A 15,568-nucleotide genomic window follows, 5' to 3' on the forward strand; every position below is an offset into this window, starting at 1 on the left:
AGAGAGCATGGTGATAGGACAAGGCATCGCGTGTTGCCGAAAAATTCCTCTATCAAATACAGCGAGTCGCCGACATCAAGTTCCAGCTCCTGCAATGCCTCACCGGGATTCGAATCGCACCGTCACCCTCCTATTCTTCGATGATGATTTTCATCGGTGGCTTTCTCACGTGTGGTCTCCGTTGCTTTAAGTCAGCAATGGTAACGTGCTTTTGCGTGCAGGCTCAGAGCGCAGCGAGTAAACGCTCGACCTGCTCACGCTCCGTGGCACTCAATAACTCGACGGGATCAGCTCCTTGGCGCTGCCAGAGTTCAAGTGTTCCGACTCGACCGTCGGGCGACCTGCAGTAAAATCCAGGGTGTCACATTTATTGAAAAGCGTTAGCTGCCAGCTATCAGTCTCTGCGGGCATGAGGCCGTGAGAAGAGCAGCCGTCTAGGCCTTAGAGCCTTTTGCGACACTTAAACGGGTTCCAAAGTGTTTGTTGTGTGTAGCTGAATCGAAACCATACGACGACGCTCCAAGCTATCGAGAATCGTCGGTGAGTTGAGATGAGTGGCCAATGCAATTTTCTTGAGCAGAGTCCTGAAAATTTCTAGCTGCTGGTATTCACTAGAGTCGACTTCGATAAAACCGTGATCGTCGTGTCTGGACTCTAAGGTTTGCAGGCGTGCTTGGATCCAGTTGTCCACTTTGTGGACGGTAACGTTCGCAGGGTCAAAGCTTCGTCCCTTTATTGAATCTTGCGGCATTGCGTCAGCTCCATGAGTAAGTGGTCTTGTTGCTTATAGTTTGCCTGTGGAGAAAGAGGTGAATCTACTCCATCCTATGACACTGGAAGCTGCATAGCTCACAAGATGGCCCAGATGCTAATGTCATTGACTAGAGATTAACTTTTGGGTGTTGGCCGCGAATAGGCCTGCCATTCATAAACTCTCGCACTCCATAGGAGCGTTTGCTTCTTTGATGGGCCGCATAGCGGCCGATTTTGACCATCAATGAGCCAATGCCGGCCTTTGTTTGGCCTGCGCGGACTTGTGTTGGTACGCTGCGGGCCCGTATTGGGCCAGGTATTTCAATGATATACACGCTACTTTAGGGGGGTTAAAAATAAGCATTGTTCTAAAGCTATACCAGAAACAAGTTATGTCGGTGATATACCCGACGGTCAATTTCGTGCGAAATCATCTGATGCTCACCCCATTTGTGGGGGTTGCGCTGGGTGCTTCTCCAAGAGTCATTATATTGAATAAAAAGTCTCGGGGAAGAGAGAATGCAGTATGAGTGACCAAGTATTTTTTACGAAGCCAGTAAAAGCTCCTAAGAAGGACAAAAGCCTGCTGATACGCATGAGCGTTGATGAGCGTTCTATCTTTGATGAGCGTCTCAGGGAGTCTGGCTACAAAGCAGCTGGAGCTTTCGTCAGAGACTACGTAATCAATTCTAAGCCCAAGCGCAGATACGTGATCATTCCTCAAGCCCAGAAAGCCAGTGAGCATCTCGTTGAACTTGCCCAGATGATTATGGATGACGAAGAAAAAGAAGTGCTAGTGAAAAAAATCGTGTACGTGGCGATGAATGTTTTCGGCGAACTGGAAAAAGTTAGGCTTGGTGGTAAGGGCGAGGAAGGAGAAGACTATGATTGGTAAGCTCCTGAAATCTTCCACTGGCTCCTGCGCTAATCGCATCAAATATGTCTATGGAGGAAAAAAACATGACCATGACATCATCAATATTAAGACAATCGATACCAACTGCCTGGCTTTCTGCCCAGAGATCGGAATACAGAAAGGCTGCGCGGAGAGTCTGGGTTGTATGATCCTCGACATGGATATCGCTACAAAATTGAAAATGGGCGAGCAAGGACAGCCAAAGAGAAGACTGAAGCCGGTTTTTCATGCGATTCTTTCGCTAGATACTGGTGAGTCACTCACCCTCGCACAGTGGAAGATAGCCGTACGACATTACCTGAAATCGATGGGCTTTAAGAGCAGCACAAAGTACACATCTGTCCTCCATGCTGATACAGATAACGAGCACGTTCATATCGTTGCTAATCGAATTAGCTACGAGTCGGGCTTTCCGATGGTTAGTGATCAAAATAATTTTGAAAAAAACTTGCAATCGATCAGCGAGATTGAGGGCATGTTCGGCCTCAAAAGGGCCCCAAGACCAGAGGAGACTTGGAACATCGCTGTCAGCGGTAGAGAGGTCGACGGTGCCGCAAGGGCCCGCGCAATACCTTACAGATCCCGTCTCGCTGCAAAGGTCGGAGCTTGTGTCGAGAGTACTAGGGAGCGTAATGGAGACATTATCAATTTTGTCCGGGCTTTAAGGAGGCAACGCGTCTACGTCCATTTACGATACGACACCGAGGGCCAACCGAAAGGGATTAGCTTTGAATTTGAGGATCGTGTCACCTCAGGTAAGACGCTGAAGAAAGCGCGTTTCACCTTTCAAAAACTGACGACTCAGGAAGGCATTAGATATGAGCCGAGCATGCTTCCGCAGTTACAAGCAGAGCTTTCTAAGCGAAATCCAGCGAATAAAGGCAAGCCTAACCCAACCGAGCAACGCTACTGGGTCAACCGTGGCTGGGTCTATATGTACTTCATCCCGTCCCACACTGCCCATGCCCCCTTCATCAGGCTCAAAGTGAAAAAAACCGGCGCTCAAGTTAGACAGGAGATTGCTCACGAAGAGGCGACGGCACTGGTCAAAGCGATCCTGCAGATCCTAGCCGCGCTTTTTGGTGTTGCCGTGAGGTACACGGCAAAGCCTGGCAACCCCAGAGTTAAGGGCTATATAGAATACGATCAATATGAGGGTCGCCAACTTTCTGCCCTCGTCGAATCTACGGTTATCCAAAAACACCTGCCAAACAATGAATGTAAAAAACTTTGATTTAATTTGGAGCACAGTAAATGTAATAAATGGGCTGGAAGTAACAATCAGTGTTGGACATGGCATGACTGCAGCATCAGGCGCGAGACCGCTGTCTACGTTCCAGTACATGAGCGATATTTTGAAATGATGTCGGAAAAAACTATCTCCATTGATTCTGTCTTAGAAAAGCCGATAGGGTACGTGCCTCATAATTCGTATTCTGAAGAAGGCAGTCGATATGCTGTGCTTTTTCACAAGGCAACTTATGGTGGCAGCAAATTGCAGGGTCTAATTTAAGGCGATTATGTCTGATGCATGCATTCTAGATATTTTAGAAAATCCGTCCAAGCACTAATTGATCCAAGCCGCTTAAGATCTCTGTACTTTGTGATGTGGGATCTTAGCGGTCGAAAGCGGGATGGAAAATTTTTTGATTAGGTACGTGCTACGAGTTCACCCATTGCTTTGCTATCAAGGGGCGCCAAAGTTTTTAGTAGTCCTCTGCAAACGATATCTTTTTCAATTCCTGACATTTTGTAAATATCATGTTCCACAAGTGTAATTGCGTTCCTGACTTCCGAGAGATAGTCAGTTTTATAGCCATCTGTCACATCCACGGATCGTCCTTTGCCATCATGGTTAGAAAGAACCTTAGTATAATATTGACCAATGCGAGCTTTTTGAGCTGTCGAGATAAAGCTGGCTCGCATAATTTTTCGTGGTAGATTTGTTCCAATCTTTTCCTGAACTCTAATTAAAAAATCTCTCACACTGGATTCACTGATTTTTTCTTGCGAAACTCCGGAAAAAACATAGTCGCTGATCGAATGCTTCGTGGCATAAAGGAGTTGGCAGTAAGCACTGTCACTTAGAACTAGGTGAAACTCCTCTCCGTTTTTTAATGAGTCACGTTCATTTAGCTTCGTCCGCGCCGAAAAGATGACTGATCTCGTGGCGTGGTGTATGTCCGTCTTGCGAATTTTGGCAATTTCTCCTGGCCTCACTCCGCTAAAGAGCATAAATAGTACGGCGGCTGACACGGTCTTAAAAGACGTTGGCACATCTCGTAATGGTTGCTGGTCAGCAATAGCCAAGCACTCCGCAATAAACCCACCAAGCTCATTAGGATTTATACGTATTTTTGCTCGCTTATTTTCGTGCCAAAGTTTGAGCGTAGTCATGATTTCTACTGGGTTGTATTCAATCAGCCTTTTAGGGCCGTTATTGTAAAATGCCATGGCAAATGAAAAAATGGAACCGAGGAGGGATAGCGTTTTATTAGCTGTGCGCTTCCGCTGTGTGCCAAGTGTCTCATCCTTTTTCGGCACTGCTTGGGTTACCTTCTCGTGCAGTGCGGTCACATCTTTGGCGGTGATTGTGCGCAATGACCTACCGGGCAAATTAGGAGCGATGTGATTTTTAAAAGTCTTGCGATAGTCGTCGATGGTGCACTTAGTGAGCTTAGCTTTTGCGATCAGCATGTCCTCGAATGCGCTCTCGACGGTTACCTCATCTTGCATGGATTTGACGATTTTTTCCTTCAGCGTCGCCTCCAGATTGGTGTACACCGACAACGCTTTTTCCCTTATCAGAGGAATTTTTGTGGTGCGTTTGTCGTAAGCGTCGAGCTTGATTCGATGGTCTCTGCCCTTAAATTTCCTCATCACAAAAAAGGTTTTACCGCCTGCTTTGGTGACCCGGATGGCCAGGCCTTTGATTTCCGTGTCGTACACCAGGATGTCGGCTTTGCCGTCCGGGCACGTAAGGTCGTCCAGTGCGGACTTGGTAAAATTGATTTTCTTTGCCATAAGGGGGTCTTATTTCCTAAGTGATTGATTCTGGATTTGTTTTAGGGTTAAATCAGCGCCTGCTTTTGCATTTCCCATGCCCCGATGGTGAAATTGGTAGACACATCAGACTTAAAATCTGCCGCCGCAGGGCGTGCCGGTTCGATTCCGGCTCGGGGCACCATCTCGCTTCATCTCGTTCCATCAAAAAACGCCCCTATCTGTCACTAGCGTCTACCGAGACCCTGGTGTTTTTTGTTGTCTGCGATTGGTATCCAGTGCCTTAAATTTGGTAGCCGGCTTGGGTGCTATTTGGGAGCTGACTTGGGAGCTTGGCTGGCAGCTTTCGCCATTCCTGGCCTGCCGAGCTCAGCTCTCACCTGCTCTCCAATGCGACCAAGAATGTCCGTAACCTATTGATCTAACAAGTTTTTAAGCCTGTAAGCACGGGCAAAAGCCGGCCTCAGCGCTCAACTGCTTTTGTATGCTGGCGAGGGGTAAGATGACTTAAAATCCCCCGCTCGTAAGGGCGTGCCGGTTCGATTCCGGCTTCGGGCACCATATATCAAGGGCTTGCATGACATAACTCATGCAGGCCCTTCGTTCTATTTCCGCAATCAAAAAATTCTGCGCAATGGTGACCGTCAGTCACATCGTAGGGGTAACCTTCATCCCATTGCATCGGCTGAGGCGATGGCGGCCGCTGAATGCTGGGTTTCCATTCAGTCGCGCTGACAACCGGTCGTCTGCCCGACCAGTCATACATTTCGACTGGTGTCATAATGATGTCATATGGAAAGCACTGAAGCGCGCTTCCCACCATCCACGCATTGTGACCTCATGCACTCGACCGCTGATTTTAGATTCAACGCCCATCACCTGTTGCTCGACCTCGATGCAACTACCAATCACCTTATGATGCTGGTCGTTTCACACGAAGTGAGTGGCACTCGCTGGGAAGACGCGGTCGCTCGACAGCAACGAGCCTATGCCGCGTGGATCTCTATCCTGCCAGGCGTTCGGATCGACCCGATGCCTATGCTGGATGGGCGAGCTACAGACGGTATAAGCTCTGTTGCCGACTAGGATTCTGCAGCGATCATTTACGCGTGATCCTCTTCCGTCGGTACTCATCGGCCGCGCAAGCTGCGCGGGGAAGACAGGACATGCTCCAGCTGCGGCTCTGCGAGAGCCATGTGCATCGCCAAGTCCTGCGCCTGCTCCCACTGCAAATCGGGGCGTAGCCAAACATGCGCATCCTCGGCAGTGAACGCTAGCAGGCGTTGCTGTCTGGTGGAGCTGTCATCGTGCGTGAGCAGTGCGAGGCCGTCACAGCCATTGAACTGGTCACTGGCCTGTGCCAGTGCTGCGAGGAAAATCGGCCCATTCTGGCGCGACGTGGTGTAGCTGAGGCGGACGCTGTTTGTTGATTGCTCGGGTTCGCAGGCTTCATACCAGCCGTCGACCGCGATGAGCATGCGCCCGTCGCGCTTGAGCCGGTCGAAGACTCGTGATCGCATCACCAGATGTAGAGGCAGATGAGTCATCGGCGGCATGGTTCCCATCGACCAGAACGGTTTCCATCCCCAGCGAACCTTGAGGCATTCCAATGACCCGTTGCGGCTGCGTATGGCATTCACGCACATGTTCGGCTTGATCACGTTTCGGCTGTGCTACGGTTCGCAGGTTCGGTGCAGACTGCCGTCCGCCAGACCAAGTGCACCGCTCATATTCTGGTTCTGCGCTGCGGTAAACAACGCTTCAAAACCCTCGTTTACATCGTGTTGAACAATGTACTCACACATCGCGGTAACTCCTGGCAGTGACACTTCAAAGGACCCGCCGCGTCGCGTCTGATCTGTTTTTAGGAATGAATGTGACGGGTCATGTAAATGTGAGCCAGGGCGGTGCTGCGCGGTTCTAAACTCCTTTGACTGAACAGACGAACGGAAAAAAAGAGGCATTTCATCGACTTGCGTGACCGTTCATCCGCTGCCGCCGTTTGCAAGGTGAGGTGATTGATAAATCTTTTTGTCCTCTGTCAATCGGCAACGTCATTGGGTAGGACAGTGCATGTCACATAAGCCAGAAGCATACCGGGACGTTTCAGAAGGTTCCGAATCCGCCTCAACCGATGATAACCACATCGATTGCCTGATTATCGGCGCCGGCCCTGCAGGGCTCACCACGGCGGTTTATTTAAGCCGTTTCCACCGACGGGTCGTGGTCGCCGACGGCGGGCAGAGTCGCGCAAGTCTGATCCCGCTTTCACACAACTACCCCGGCTTTGCACCAGGCATATCGGGCAACGACTTGCTCGATCGATTACGCGAGCAAGCTCTTTCGTACGGGGCGATGATCGAAGCCGGACGTGTGGAGGGTCTTCTCAAGAATCGCACCGGTTTCGTTGCGCAACTCAATGGACGAGCGCTGAGCGCATCCCGTGTGGTGCTGGCAACCGGAATCGTCGATACCTTGCCGCAGATGGATCGACCATACGATGCCATTGCACAGTCGGTCATTCGGCTGTGCGCGATATGCGATGGTTACGAAGTCAACGGTGACAACGTAGCGGTGTTTGGCGAGGCACACTGTGCGATTAATCACGGGCTGTTTTTGCGCAACTTTACTGACCGCGTCACCGTGCTCGCCGAGGGTGATAGCGATGTGAGCGGGGAGGAGATCACGACAGCGCAGCGTGCGGGCATACGTCTGATCAGTGATCGGGTCGAGTACATCGAAGTGAGCGATGGCAAAGTCTTGGTGAAGGTGGGCAGTGGCGAAGAGTTTTGCTTCGATATCGTCTATCCGTCGCTGGGTTCGCGATATCGCTCGGAGCTCGCGGTGCAACTGGGCGCACAGGTAGACGAGGAGGGCGCTTTGCACGTGGACAACCACCAGCGCACATCGATCAGCGGGCTATACGCGGTTGGGGATGTCGTGGGCTCTCTCAAACAAATCAGCGTTGCTACGGGCCAAGCGGCAGTCTGCGCGACCGCAGTGCATAACAGCCTCGCTCCGCATTTTTGGGATCGGACACGGGACGAAAGACCCGCTCGCGACCGCTTGAGTACACAGGCGGAATAGCGTCTTGAGACATCTCTCCCATTCCAGCACTGACTCCGGTGTGATCTGAATCAATGTTCCCTGCCAATGTGTGCGCTTCACTTTGCCTGCCGAACCGCCTCATGCTCGCGCTGGTTGAGTTGCCAGCGCCACGCATCGGAGAGCATTTGCTCCAGTGAAAAGCGCGCTTGCCAGCCCAGCTCGTCGAGGGACTTTTGGGGGTCGGCCCAGCAGCAGGCTATGTCGCCTGGGCGACGCGCTTCGAAGTTCAGCGGGATCTGGACGCCGCTCACCTTTTCAAAGGCGTTGATCACGTCCAGCACCGAATACCCGCGCCCCGTTCCCAGGTTCCAGATACTGACGCCACAGCGTTCGCGCAACGCTTCCAGCGCGCGGATATGTCCCAGGGCCAGATCGACGACATGGATGTAATCGCGAACGCCGGTGCCGTCCGGGGTGGGGTAGTCCTTGCCGTAGACTGATAACGCTGGGCGCTCGCCACTGGCAACCTGAAGCAGATAGGGCAATAGATTGTTCGGTGTGCTGGTCGGCGCTTCGCCCAGCAGGCCGGAGGCATGGGCACCGATCGGGTTAAAGTAGCGCAGCAGGCCTATCGACCAGCGCGGGTCGGAGCTGGCCACGCTTTTCATGACGTTTTCACACATCAGCTTCGACATCCCGTACGGGTTGGTCGGTTGCCGGGTGGCGCACGATTCATTGATCGGCATGCGGGTGCAATCCCCGTACACCGTTGCGGATGAGCTGAACACCAACCGGAATACGCCGGCCTGTGCCATGGCCTGGCAAAGCATTACGCTGCCGCCGACATTGGTGTCGTAGTAGCGCAACGGCTCGCGCACGCTCTCGCCGACGGCTTTCAACCCCGCGCAATGCACCACGGCGTCGATCGGGTAGTCACGCAGCAGCCTGTCGAGCAAGCGTCGATTCCGCACGTCGCCATTAACGAACGCCGGCCGCTTGCCCGCCAAGGTGCTTATCCGGTCAATCGCTGAGCGATGGCTATTGCACAAGTTGTCCAGTATCAACACGTCTTCGCCTCGGACCATCCATTCCAATGCAACGTGCGCACCGATAAATCCCGCACCGCCCGTAATCAAGATCATGCGCTCGCCCTCGCATCTGCCGATGACTGTTTTTTCTGTCCTGTCAACGCTGTTTGCGCGACTGACTGTTCAAGGTAGGGGGCGCTTTTTACGAGGAGTTCAAACCGGGTGGCTGACCGGTATGTGCAGTTCATCGGCTTTGCTCACTCTTGCGCTGAACGCCCCGCGAAGACCGTGCTTCCAACCTTCAAGAGCCGAATGGTCTTGATAAGGGCTGTCGTGCACTTGCCGTATCGACACGGTATGGCCAAGGGGCTTGATGCATGAGCCTTCATCTTTGCGCTTGAGGACTTTGATATGAACCTTGCAGAACAGCCCGAGCAATTAGCCCAGGTGAGCGGGCTAAGCCCTGTTGAATCCCCCAGCCAGGCCCGTCCTACGCTGGTGTGTCTGTCCCATTTGCGCTGGGGGTTCGTCTACCAGCGTCCGCAGCATGTGATGTCGCACCTGGCGAAAGACTACGACGTGATCTTCTTCGAAGAACCGCTAGTGGGCGGCGGCGAGCCGCCCCGGCTTGAAGTGTCGAGCCCGGCGGCAGGCATTCAGGTGGTTGTCCCGCGCCTGCCTGAAGGCCTGGGTGAGGAGGCGATGATCGAGGCGCAGCGACGGTTGCTGGATGAGCGTCTCGCCGAGGCCCCGCAGGGTGATCTCCTGCTCTGGTATCTCACGCCCATGAGCCTGGCATTTACCGACCATCTGCAGGCGCGGGTCACGGTGTTCGACTGCATGGATGAGCTGTCTGCGTTCAAGGGCGCGCCGGCCCAGCTGGTGAACATGGAGCGGCTGCTCATGGACAGGGCCGACGTGGTGTTCACCGGCGGTTTCAGCCTCTGGGAGGTCAAGCAGCACCAGCACGGCAATGCGCACCCGGTGCCCAGCAGCGTCGACATTGGGCATTTTGCGCAGGCGCGAAACGCATTGGCGGACCCTGCCGACCAGGCGACGATCGCGCGGCCACGCCTGGGCTTTTTCGGTGTGATCGATGAGCGCTTCGACATCGAGCTTGTTGACGACGTGGCGGCGTTGCGTCCCGACTGGCAGATCGTACTGGTTGGGCCAGTGGTCAAGATCGATCCGCAGACCCTGCCGCGACGCCCCAATATTCATTATCTGGGCGGGCGGCAATACGCCGAGCTGCCGGCTTACCTGAGCGGCTGGGATGTGGCCCTGATGCCGTTCGCGCTCAATGCTTCCACCCGTTTCATCAGCCCCACCAAGACCCCCGAGTACCTGGCCGGCGGCTGTCCCGTGGTCTCGACGCCGATACGCGACGTGGTCAATGGTTACGGCCAAAGCGGTGCCGTATTTATCGCCGACACTGCCGACGCGTTTGTCAGCGCCATCGAAGGCGCGCTGCGCCTCAAAGGTACGCCCGATTTCCTGAAACGCGCCGATGCGGCGCTTGAGGGGATGTCCTGGGATAACACGTGCCGCTTTATGAAGGAGCAGATCGAATGCCTCAGATAAATATTGAAACCGCCAGATCCGGACCGTCCTGCGAACCCGGGCGCGGCGTCTATGACTACCTGGTCGTCGGTGCCGGGTTTGCCGGCAGCGTCATCGCCGAACGGCTGGCCCAGGGGCTGGAACGCAACGTGCTGTTGATCGACCGACGCGCACACATCGCCGGCAATGCATACGATCACCCGGATGCGGCAGGCGTGCTGGTGCACCGCTACGGTCCGCACATCTTCCACACCAACGCGCAGCGGATCGTCGACTACCTGTCGCGCTTTACCGAGTGGCGGCCTTACGAGCACCGTGTGCTGGCGCAGGTCGATGGGCAACTGGTGCCGATCCCCATCAATCTCACCACGCTTAACAAATTGTACGGTTTGTCGATGACGTCCGAGCAAGCCGAAGTGTTCCTGGCCGAGCGCGCAGAACCGGTGGCGACGATTCGCACCTCGGAAGACGTGGTGGTCAATCAGATCGGGCGCACGCTCTACGAGAAATTCTTCCGAGGCTACACCCGCAAGCAATGGGGCCTGGACCCTTCCGCGCTGGACAAGTCGGTGACCTCGCGGATCCCGACGCGCACCAATGAAGACGACCGCTATTTCACCGACACCTTCCAGATGATGCCCCGCGATGGCTACACGCGCATGTTCGAGCGGATGCTCGATCATCCCCGGATCGACCTGCTGCTGAACACCGACTTCAAGGCCGTGCGCGACGAGGTGAAATTCAGCCACGTGATCTATTGCGGCCCGATCGACGAGTACTTTGACTTTCAGTTGGGCCGCTTGCCCTACCGTTCGTTGCGGTTCGAGCACCAGACGCTCGAGCAAGAGCGCTATCAGCCGGTGGCGGTGGTCAACTTCCCGGACCCGGAGGTGCCCTACACGCGCATCACCGAGTACAAGCACCTGACCGGTCAGGTCCATCCCTGCACCAGCATCACTCGCGAGTTTCCCTGCGATGAGGGCGACCCTTATTACCCGGTTCCACGCGCCGAAAACGTCGAGCTGTACAAGCGTTACAAGGCCCACGCGGAGCAGACGCCGAATGTGACGTTCCTTGGGCGTCTGGGTACTTACAAGTACTACAACATGGACCAGGTGGTGGGTCAGGCGCTTGCGTTGTACCGCGACATTGAGGCTGCGAACAGCGAAGCCACCGTTGCAGTCGGGCTCGATGCGGTATGAGCGCGCTGCCGGAGCAGGGCCCAACGGAGCCCCGCGAGGGCGGTCATCACGCGCTTTTCAACAGCTTCGTGATGGCGGGCTACGAGTGCTCCAGCCAGCGCCGCCGGGATGGCCGGCGCCTGGACTTGCTGGCCGACACCGGGCACGCGCGCTGGGCGCACAAGGATTACGCGCAACTGGCGGGCCTGAATGTGCGTTGCGCCCGTGACGGCTTGCGTTGGCACTTGATCGAGCGCAGCCCCGGTCGCTACGACTGGAGCAGTTTCCTGCCGATGCTCAGGGCTGCGCGCGATCACCAGGTGCAAGTGATCTGGGACCTTTGCCACTACGGGTATCCGGATGACCTGGACGTCTGGCGCCCGTCGTTTGTCGACCGGTTCGCACGTTTTGCCGGCGCTGTGGCAGGGCTGATGGCGGATGAAGGCATCAGCGTTCCGTTCTATTCGCCGGTCAACGAGATATCGTTCTGGAGCTGGGCGGGGGGCGACGTCGGCTATTTCAACCCCAATGCCCACGGGCGCGGGCAGGAGCTCAAGCATCAGTTGGTGCGCGCCAGCATCGCTGCGATCGAGGCCATTCGCGAACGGACGCCGGCTGCGCGTTTCGTGCAGTGCGACCCGCTGATCAACGTGGTTTCGCAGTCTCAGCGTAGCGAGGACATTGAAAGTGCCGAACAGTACCGGGTCGCCCAATTCGAGGCCTGGGACATGCTGATCGGACGCCAGTGGCCAAGCCTGGGCGGGCAGGAAGATTACCTGGATATCATCGGCGCGAATTTCTACCCGCATAACCAGTGGTATTTCCAAGGCGGGCGCATTGCGCCGGGTGAGCCAAATTATCGCCCGCTCGCCGGTATGCTCAAAGAGTTGCACCAGCGCTACCAGCGGCCGCTGCTGATCTCCGAGACCGGGGCGGAGGACCAGCAACGTTTGCCCTGGTTGAGCTATGTCGTGGACCAGGTGCTGATGACGCTGGAGCGTGGCGTGCCGGTGCAAGGCATTTGTTGGTACCCCTTTCTCGATTACCCCGGCTGGGATGATGGCCGTTACTGCCCAACCGGCGTCTTCGGCTACGCCGACGGGGAGGGCGAACGCGCGGCTTTCCACCCGTTGCACTTGCAGCTCAAAGCCCTGCCCGAGCGTGTCGAGGCATGCTTGCACGAGCTTGATGAAAGGCGCGCGCAGAGGCTTCGAACATGATCTTCCAGCGCTTGCGCGATGAGCCTTTGCCGGCGACAGCCAGCGCGTTTTTATGGCGCTACGTGAGAGTGCGCCCGCTGCATTTCAGCGCGATGTTGTCACTGGTGATCGGCGCGGCTTGCTGCGCGGTGGCGGTGCAGTACGGCATGAAGTTGCTGGTGGACGCCATGGCCGGAGAATCGCAGGCCGACCAGGTGTGGCAGGCGTTCAGTCTGTTCATCGGGCTGATCGTGTTGGAAAACGTGCTATGGCGGTTGGGCGGTTGGGTCGGCTGTCATACCGTGGTGGGCAGTTGCGCCGACCTGCGCGTAGACCTTTTTCATCACCTGACCGGTCATCCGATCCGCTATTTCAACCGGCATTTCGCCGGTGCGCTGGCCAATCGGGTTTCGTCGGCCGGCGCGGCCGCCGACAAGATATACGGCGGCCTGGCCTGGCGCATCGTACCGCCGTGCGTGGATTTTATCGGTGCCGTAGTGGTGTTGTTCGCCGTGCGCGGCTCAATGGCATTGGCTCTGATCGGGTGTGTGGTGCTCGTAGCCGCGTTGATCACCGTGGTCGGCGTGCGTGGCAGGAACCGGCATATCGCCTTCGCCTCACAGTCCGCGCGGGTCGGGGGCGAGATTGTCGACCTGGTGTCCAATGTCTGGACGATCAAGGCGTTCTCCGGGCGCGAGCGCGAGCGCGTCAGGCTGGAGCGGGAGATAGGCGTCGAGGCGGGCGCGCATCGGCGCAGTTGGATCTACCTGGAAAAGGCTCGCGTGCTCCACGATATCTGCCTGTCCATCATGGCCGGATCAATGCTGGGCTGGGCGATCCTGCTGTGGCGCCAAGGCCAGGTTACGGCGGGCGATGTGGTCATGGTCAGCGCGTTGACGTTTCGTATCCTCCATGGCTCGCGCGAATTGGCGCTGGCGCTGGTGGAAGCCAGCCAGCAGATGGGCGTCATCACCGAAACGCTCGCCATAATCGCGCAGCCGCACGAGCTCAGCGATGCGCCGGAAGAACTGGCGCCGACCCGAGGCGGTATCAAATTGGTGGACGTCAGCTATGCCTATCCCGGCGGGCGCCAAGTGTTCAACCATTTATATCTGGACATTCCGGCGGGCCAGAGCGTCGGGATTGCCGGTACCTCAGGGTCCGGCAAATCCACACTGCTCAGCTTGCTGCAACGCCTGGATGACGTGCACAGCGGGGTGATCCTGATCGACGACCGAGACATCCGCTCGGTCAGCCAGGACAGCCTGCGCCGGCAAATCGCTGTGGTACCCCAGGAGCCGGCCCTGTTCAATCGCAGCATCCTGGAAAACATCGGCTACGGCCAGCCGCGCGCGACCGAGCAACAGATTATTGATGCCGCTCGGCGAGCCTACTGCGATGAGTTCGTGCAGGCGCTGCCCGGTGGCTATCACACACTGGTGGGGGAACGTGGCGTGACGCTTTCTGGGGGGCAACGCCAACGCCTCGGACTGGCGCGGGCGTTCCTGAAGAACGCGCCGATCTTGATCCTCGACGAGGCGACCTCTGCTCTGGATTCCGATTCCGAGGCCATCATCCAGTACGCGCTGATGGACCTTATGCGCGGCAGAACCGTGATCGCTGTGGCTCACCGCCTCTCGACCATCGCCAGCTTCGACCGGGTGCTGGTGCTGGAGGAGGGGAAAGTGGTTCAGGACGGCTCACCCGATGAACTGCGTCGCCGCCAGGGACGTTTCCGCACGCTCTGGCGGATGCAGGCGATGACCCGGGACTACTGAGGCCTGAGGGTCGCAGTGCGCCGTTGATCGGCCTGCGCCGTTTGCCGAACGAACGCGTGAGCATAGCCTCGGTTCGAACCTTACATAGCCGTTGACGCCCTTGGGGCGAACCTACTTTTCGAGACAGAAGAGGAGTTGACCATGCTGGTTCAAGTAGACAGTAACCATATCGAAGGCAGTGCCGATCTTCAGGCGTGGGTGGGCAGTACAGTGGTGGATGAACTGGAGCATTACAGCTCGTTGTTGACTCGTGTGGAAATCCATGTGGGCGACGTGAATGCGCAGAAATCCGGTCCGCAAGACAAACGTTGCCAGATCGTTTGATCGATTTGGCGTGGCCGTAGGGCAGCGGCTTTATGCCTCGCGGCTGGTGGACATTGAACACGCAACGCTGGAAGGCCGGGTGGCGTTGTTGCTGGTGGAGGCTGACGGCAGCGAGGCAGGCGCCCAGGTCGCCGAGGAAGACGCTGCGCTGGACGAATTGATCCTTGCCGTTATCCGCCAGGCGGCGAAGTGGTGGTCGTGCCTGCCGAGCGTTCGATGCCCACCGACACCCGCGCGGCGGCTGTATTGCGTTACTGACGCGCAAGGGTTTTTTACTCAGCGGGAGCGCGAGCATGGAAAAAAGCGAAAAAGCGATGGAGATTCGGGCGTGGCACCTGTTGCTTGAGGACGACAGCTACCGCCTGGATCACCCGGACGACTTCTATCGAACGCTCGTCAGCCGCGCCGATGAACTGGTGCAGCGAGAAATCATCAGCCTGGAGGAATGGCAGCGGCTCAAGGACGCCGCAGACGTGGTCTACGGCAAAACGCTGCAAAGCCTTGCAGCCCAGCAACGCGATCGACTCGACACCGTGGCTATCGACCTGTGCATCGATGCGGCGCAGTTGACGTCCCCCACGAAATAAACCGACCGTCGTGTCTTGGAGGCAACATGAACAACCCGACCCTCAAAGGCGCACTGACCGCCCTGGCCCTGGCCCTGTCGCTGGGCATCTCGCACGGGTACGCCGCCGAAACCAAGCCCGCCAAACCCCCTGTCGATCCGATCAAACAGCCGAATGTGGACACCGACCCGGATCTGCAGCCATGACCCAGG

At 56.3% G+C, this 15,568-nt stretch carries 15 protein-coding genes, 1 tRNA gene and 2 pseudogenes; 12 read left to right on the forward strand and 6 right to left on the reverse strand.

All coding sequences use genetic code 11. From position 1 onward, the window contains the following. Positions 1–11: 11 nt before the first annotated feature. The 3 genes and pseudogenes from EL257_RS28005 to EL257_RS12585 form a co-directional block, all read right to left on the reverse strand. Positions 12–115 (reverse strand): annotated as a pseudogene (locus EL257_RS28005) (AbrB/MazE/SpoVT family DNA-binding domain-containing protein); the annotation flags it as partial. Between the two features lie 108 nt (positions 116–223). After that, positions 224–295, reverse strand: a pseudogene (locus EL257_RS28415) (hypothetical protein); the annotation flags it as partial. A 165-nt stretch (positions 296–460) separates the two neighbouring features. Further along, a complete protein-coding gene (locus tag EL257_RS12585) occupies positions 461–751 on the reverse strand; it encodes a hypothetical protein (RefSeq protein ID WP_126362967.1) in 291 nt (96 codons plus the stop codon). Positions 752–1,279: 528 nt separating this feature from the next. Between EL257_RS12585 and EL257_RS12590 the strand changes: the two genes are divergently transcribed. Together EL257_RS12590 and EL257_RS12595 are read left to right on the forward strand one after the other, a co-directional pair. Beyond that, positions 1,280–1,648, forward strand: coding sequence for a hypothetical protein (locus EL257_RS12590; RefSeq protein WP_126362969.1), 369 nt, complete (start codon positions 1,280–1,282; stop codon positions 1,646–1,648). Further along, positions 1,638–2,903 carry a relaxase/mobilization nuclease domain-containing protein gene (locus EL257_RS12595; RefSeq protein ID WP_172604478.1) on the forward strand — a complete coding sequence of 422 codons (1,266 nt, stop codon included), beginning with the start codon at positions 1,638–1,640 and terminating at the stop codon, positions 2,901–2,903. The genes EL257_RS12590 and EL257_RS12595 overlap by 11 nt, the downstream gene beginning before the upstream one ends. Positions 2,904–3,319: 416 nt before the next feature. Here the strand turns inward: EL257_RS12595 and EL257_RS12600 are convergent, their stop codons facing one another. Beyond that, on the reverse strand, positions 3,320–4,693 hold the full coding sequence (locus tag EL257_RS12600) for a tyrosine-type recombinase/integrase (RefSeq protein WP_126362972.1): 1,374 nt from the start codon (positions 4,691–4,693) through the stop codon (positions 3,320–3,322). A gap of 78 nt (positions 4,694–4,771) precedes the next feature. On the opposite strand from EL257_RS12600, the gene EL257_RS12605 reads away from it, so the two are divergent. Then, positions 4,772–4,856: transfer RNA gene (locus EL257_RS12605), tRNA-Leu, on the forward strand. A gap of 946 nt (positions 4,857–5,802) precedes the next feature. On the opposite strand, the gene EL257_RS12615 is transcribed toward EL257_RS12605, so the two are convergent. Continuing rightward, the gene (locus tag EL257_RS12615; RefSeq protein ID WP_172604479.1) at positions 5,803–6,333 is read right to left on the reverse strand and encodes an SOS response-associated peptidase family protein; all 531 of its coding nucleotides are present in this window, start codon (positions 6,331–6,333) and stop codon (positions 5,803–5,805) included. 412 nt (positions 6,334–6,745) lie between these two features. Here EL257_RS12615 and EL257_RS12620 point away from each other — a divergent pair, with 412 nt between their 5' ends. Further along, the gene (locus tag EL257_RS12620; protein WP_126362976.1) at positions 6,746–7,759 is read left to right on the forward strand and encodes an NAD(P)/FAD-dependent oxidoreductase; all 1,014 of its coding nucleotides are present in this window, start codon (positions 6,746–6,748) and stop codon (positions 7,757–7,759) included. Between the two features lie 77 nt (positions 7,760–7,836). Here EL257_RS12620 and galE read toward each other — a convergent pair whose 3' ends face one another. Further along, positions 7,837–8,862, reverse strand: coding sequence for a UDP-glucose 4-epimerase GalE (gene galE / locus EL257_RS12625; protein ID WP_126362977.1), 1,026 nt, complete (start codon positions 8,860–8,862; stop codon positions 7,837–7,839). A 297-nt stretch (positions 8,863–9,159) separates the two neighbouring features. On the opposite strand from galE, the gene EL257_RS12630 reads away from it, so the two are divergent. From EL257_RS12630 to EL257_RS27760, 8 genes are all read left to right on the forward strand, one after another. Beyond that, a complete protein-coding gene (locus EL257_RS12630) occupies positions 9,160–10,329 on the forward strand; it encodes a glycosyltransferase family 1 protein (protein ID WP_126362979.1) in 1,170 nt (389 codons plus the stop codon). Then, a complete protein-coding gene (gene glf, locus EL257_RS12635) occupies positions 10,317–11,510 on the forward strand; it encodes a UDP-galactopyranose mutase (RefSeq protein ID WP_126362981.1) in 1,194 nt (397 codons plus the stop codon). The genes EL257_RS12630 and glf overlap by 13 nt, the downstream gene beginning before the upstream one ends. Continuing rightward, positions 11,507–12,709 carry a beta-glucosidase gene (locus tag EL257_RS12640; RefSeq protein WP_126362983.1) on the forward strand — a complete coding sequence of 401 codons (1,203 nt, stop codon included), beginning with the start codon at positions 11,507–11,509 and terminating at the stop codon, positions 12,707–12,709. The genes glf and EL257_RS12640 overlap by 4 nt, the downstream gene beginning before the upstream one ends. Continuing rightward, on the forward strand, positions 12,706–14,466 hold the full coding sequence (locus tag EL257_RS12645) for an ABC transporter ATP-binding protein (RefSeq protein WP_126362985.1): 1,761 nt from the start codon (positions 12,706–12,708) through the stop codon (positions 14,464–14,466). The genes EL257_RS12640 and EL257_RS12645 overlap by 4 nt, the downstream gene beginning before the upstream one ends. Before the next feature lie 141 nt (positions 14,467–14,607). Beyond that, on the forward strand, positions 14,608–14,790 hold the full coding sequence (locus EL257_RS12650; protein WP_419866602.1) for a hypothetical protein: 183 nt from the start codon (positions 14,608–14,610) through the stop codon (positions 14,788–14,790). After that, positions 14,744–15,136: a hypothetical protein gene (locus EL257_RS12655; RefSeq protein WP_126362987.1), complete on the forward strand. Its 393-nt coding sequence runs from the start codon at positions 14,744–14,746 to the stop codon at positions 15,134–15,136. The genes EL257_RS12650 and EL257_RS12655 overlap by 47 nt, the downstream gene beginning before the upstream one ends. After that, a complete protein-coding gene (locus EL257_RS12660) occupies positions 15,084–15,377 on the forward strand; it encodes a hypothetical protein (protein WP_126362989.1) in 294 nt (97 codons plus the stop codon). The genes EL257_RS12655 and EL257_RS12660 overlap by 53 nt, the downstream gene beginning before the upstream one ends. A gap of 26 nt (positions 15,378–15,403) precedes the next feature. Next, positions 15,404–15,562, forward strand: a complete 159-nt coding sequence (locus tag EL257_RS27760; protein WP_172604435.1) for a hypothetical protein — start codon at positions 15,404–15,406, stop codon at positions 15,560–15,562. The last annotated feature ends 6 nt before the right edge of the window (positions 15,563–15,568 follow it).

This window comes from Pseudomonas fluorescens (assembly GCF_900636825.1).
In the GTDB taxonomy this organism is placed as follows: Bacteria; Pseudomonadota; Gammaproteobacteria; order Pseudomonadales; family Pseudomonadaceae; genus Aquipseudomonas; species Aquipseudomonas fluorescens_BG.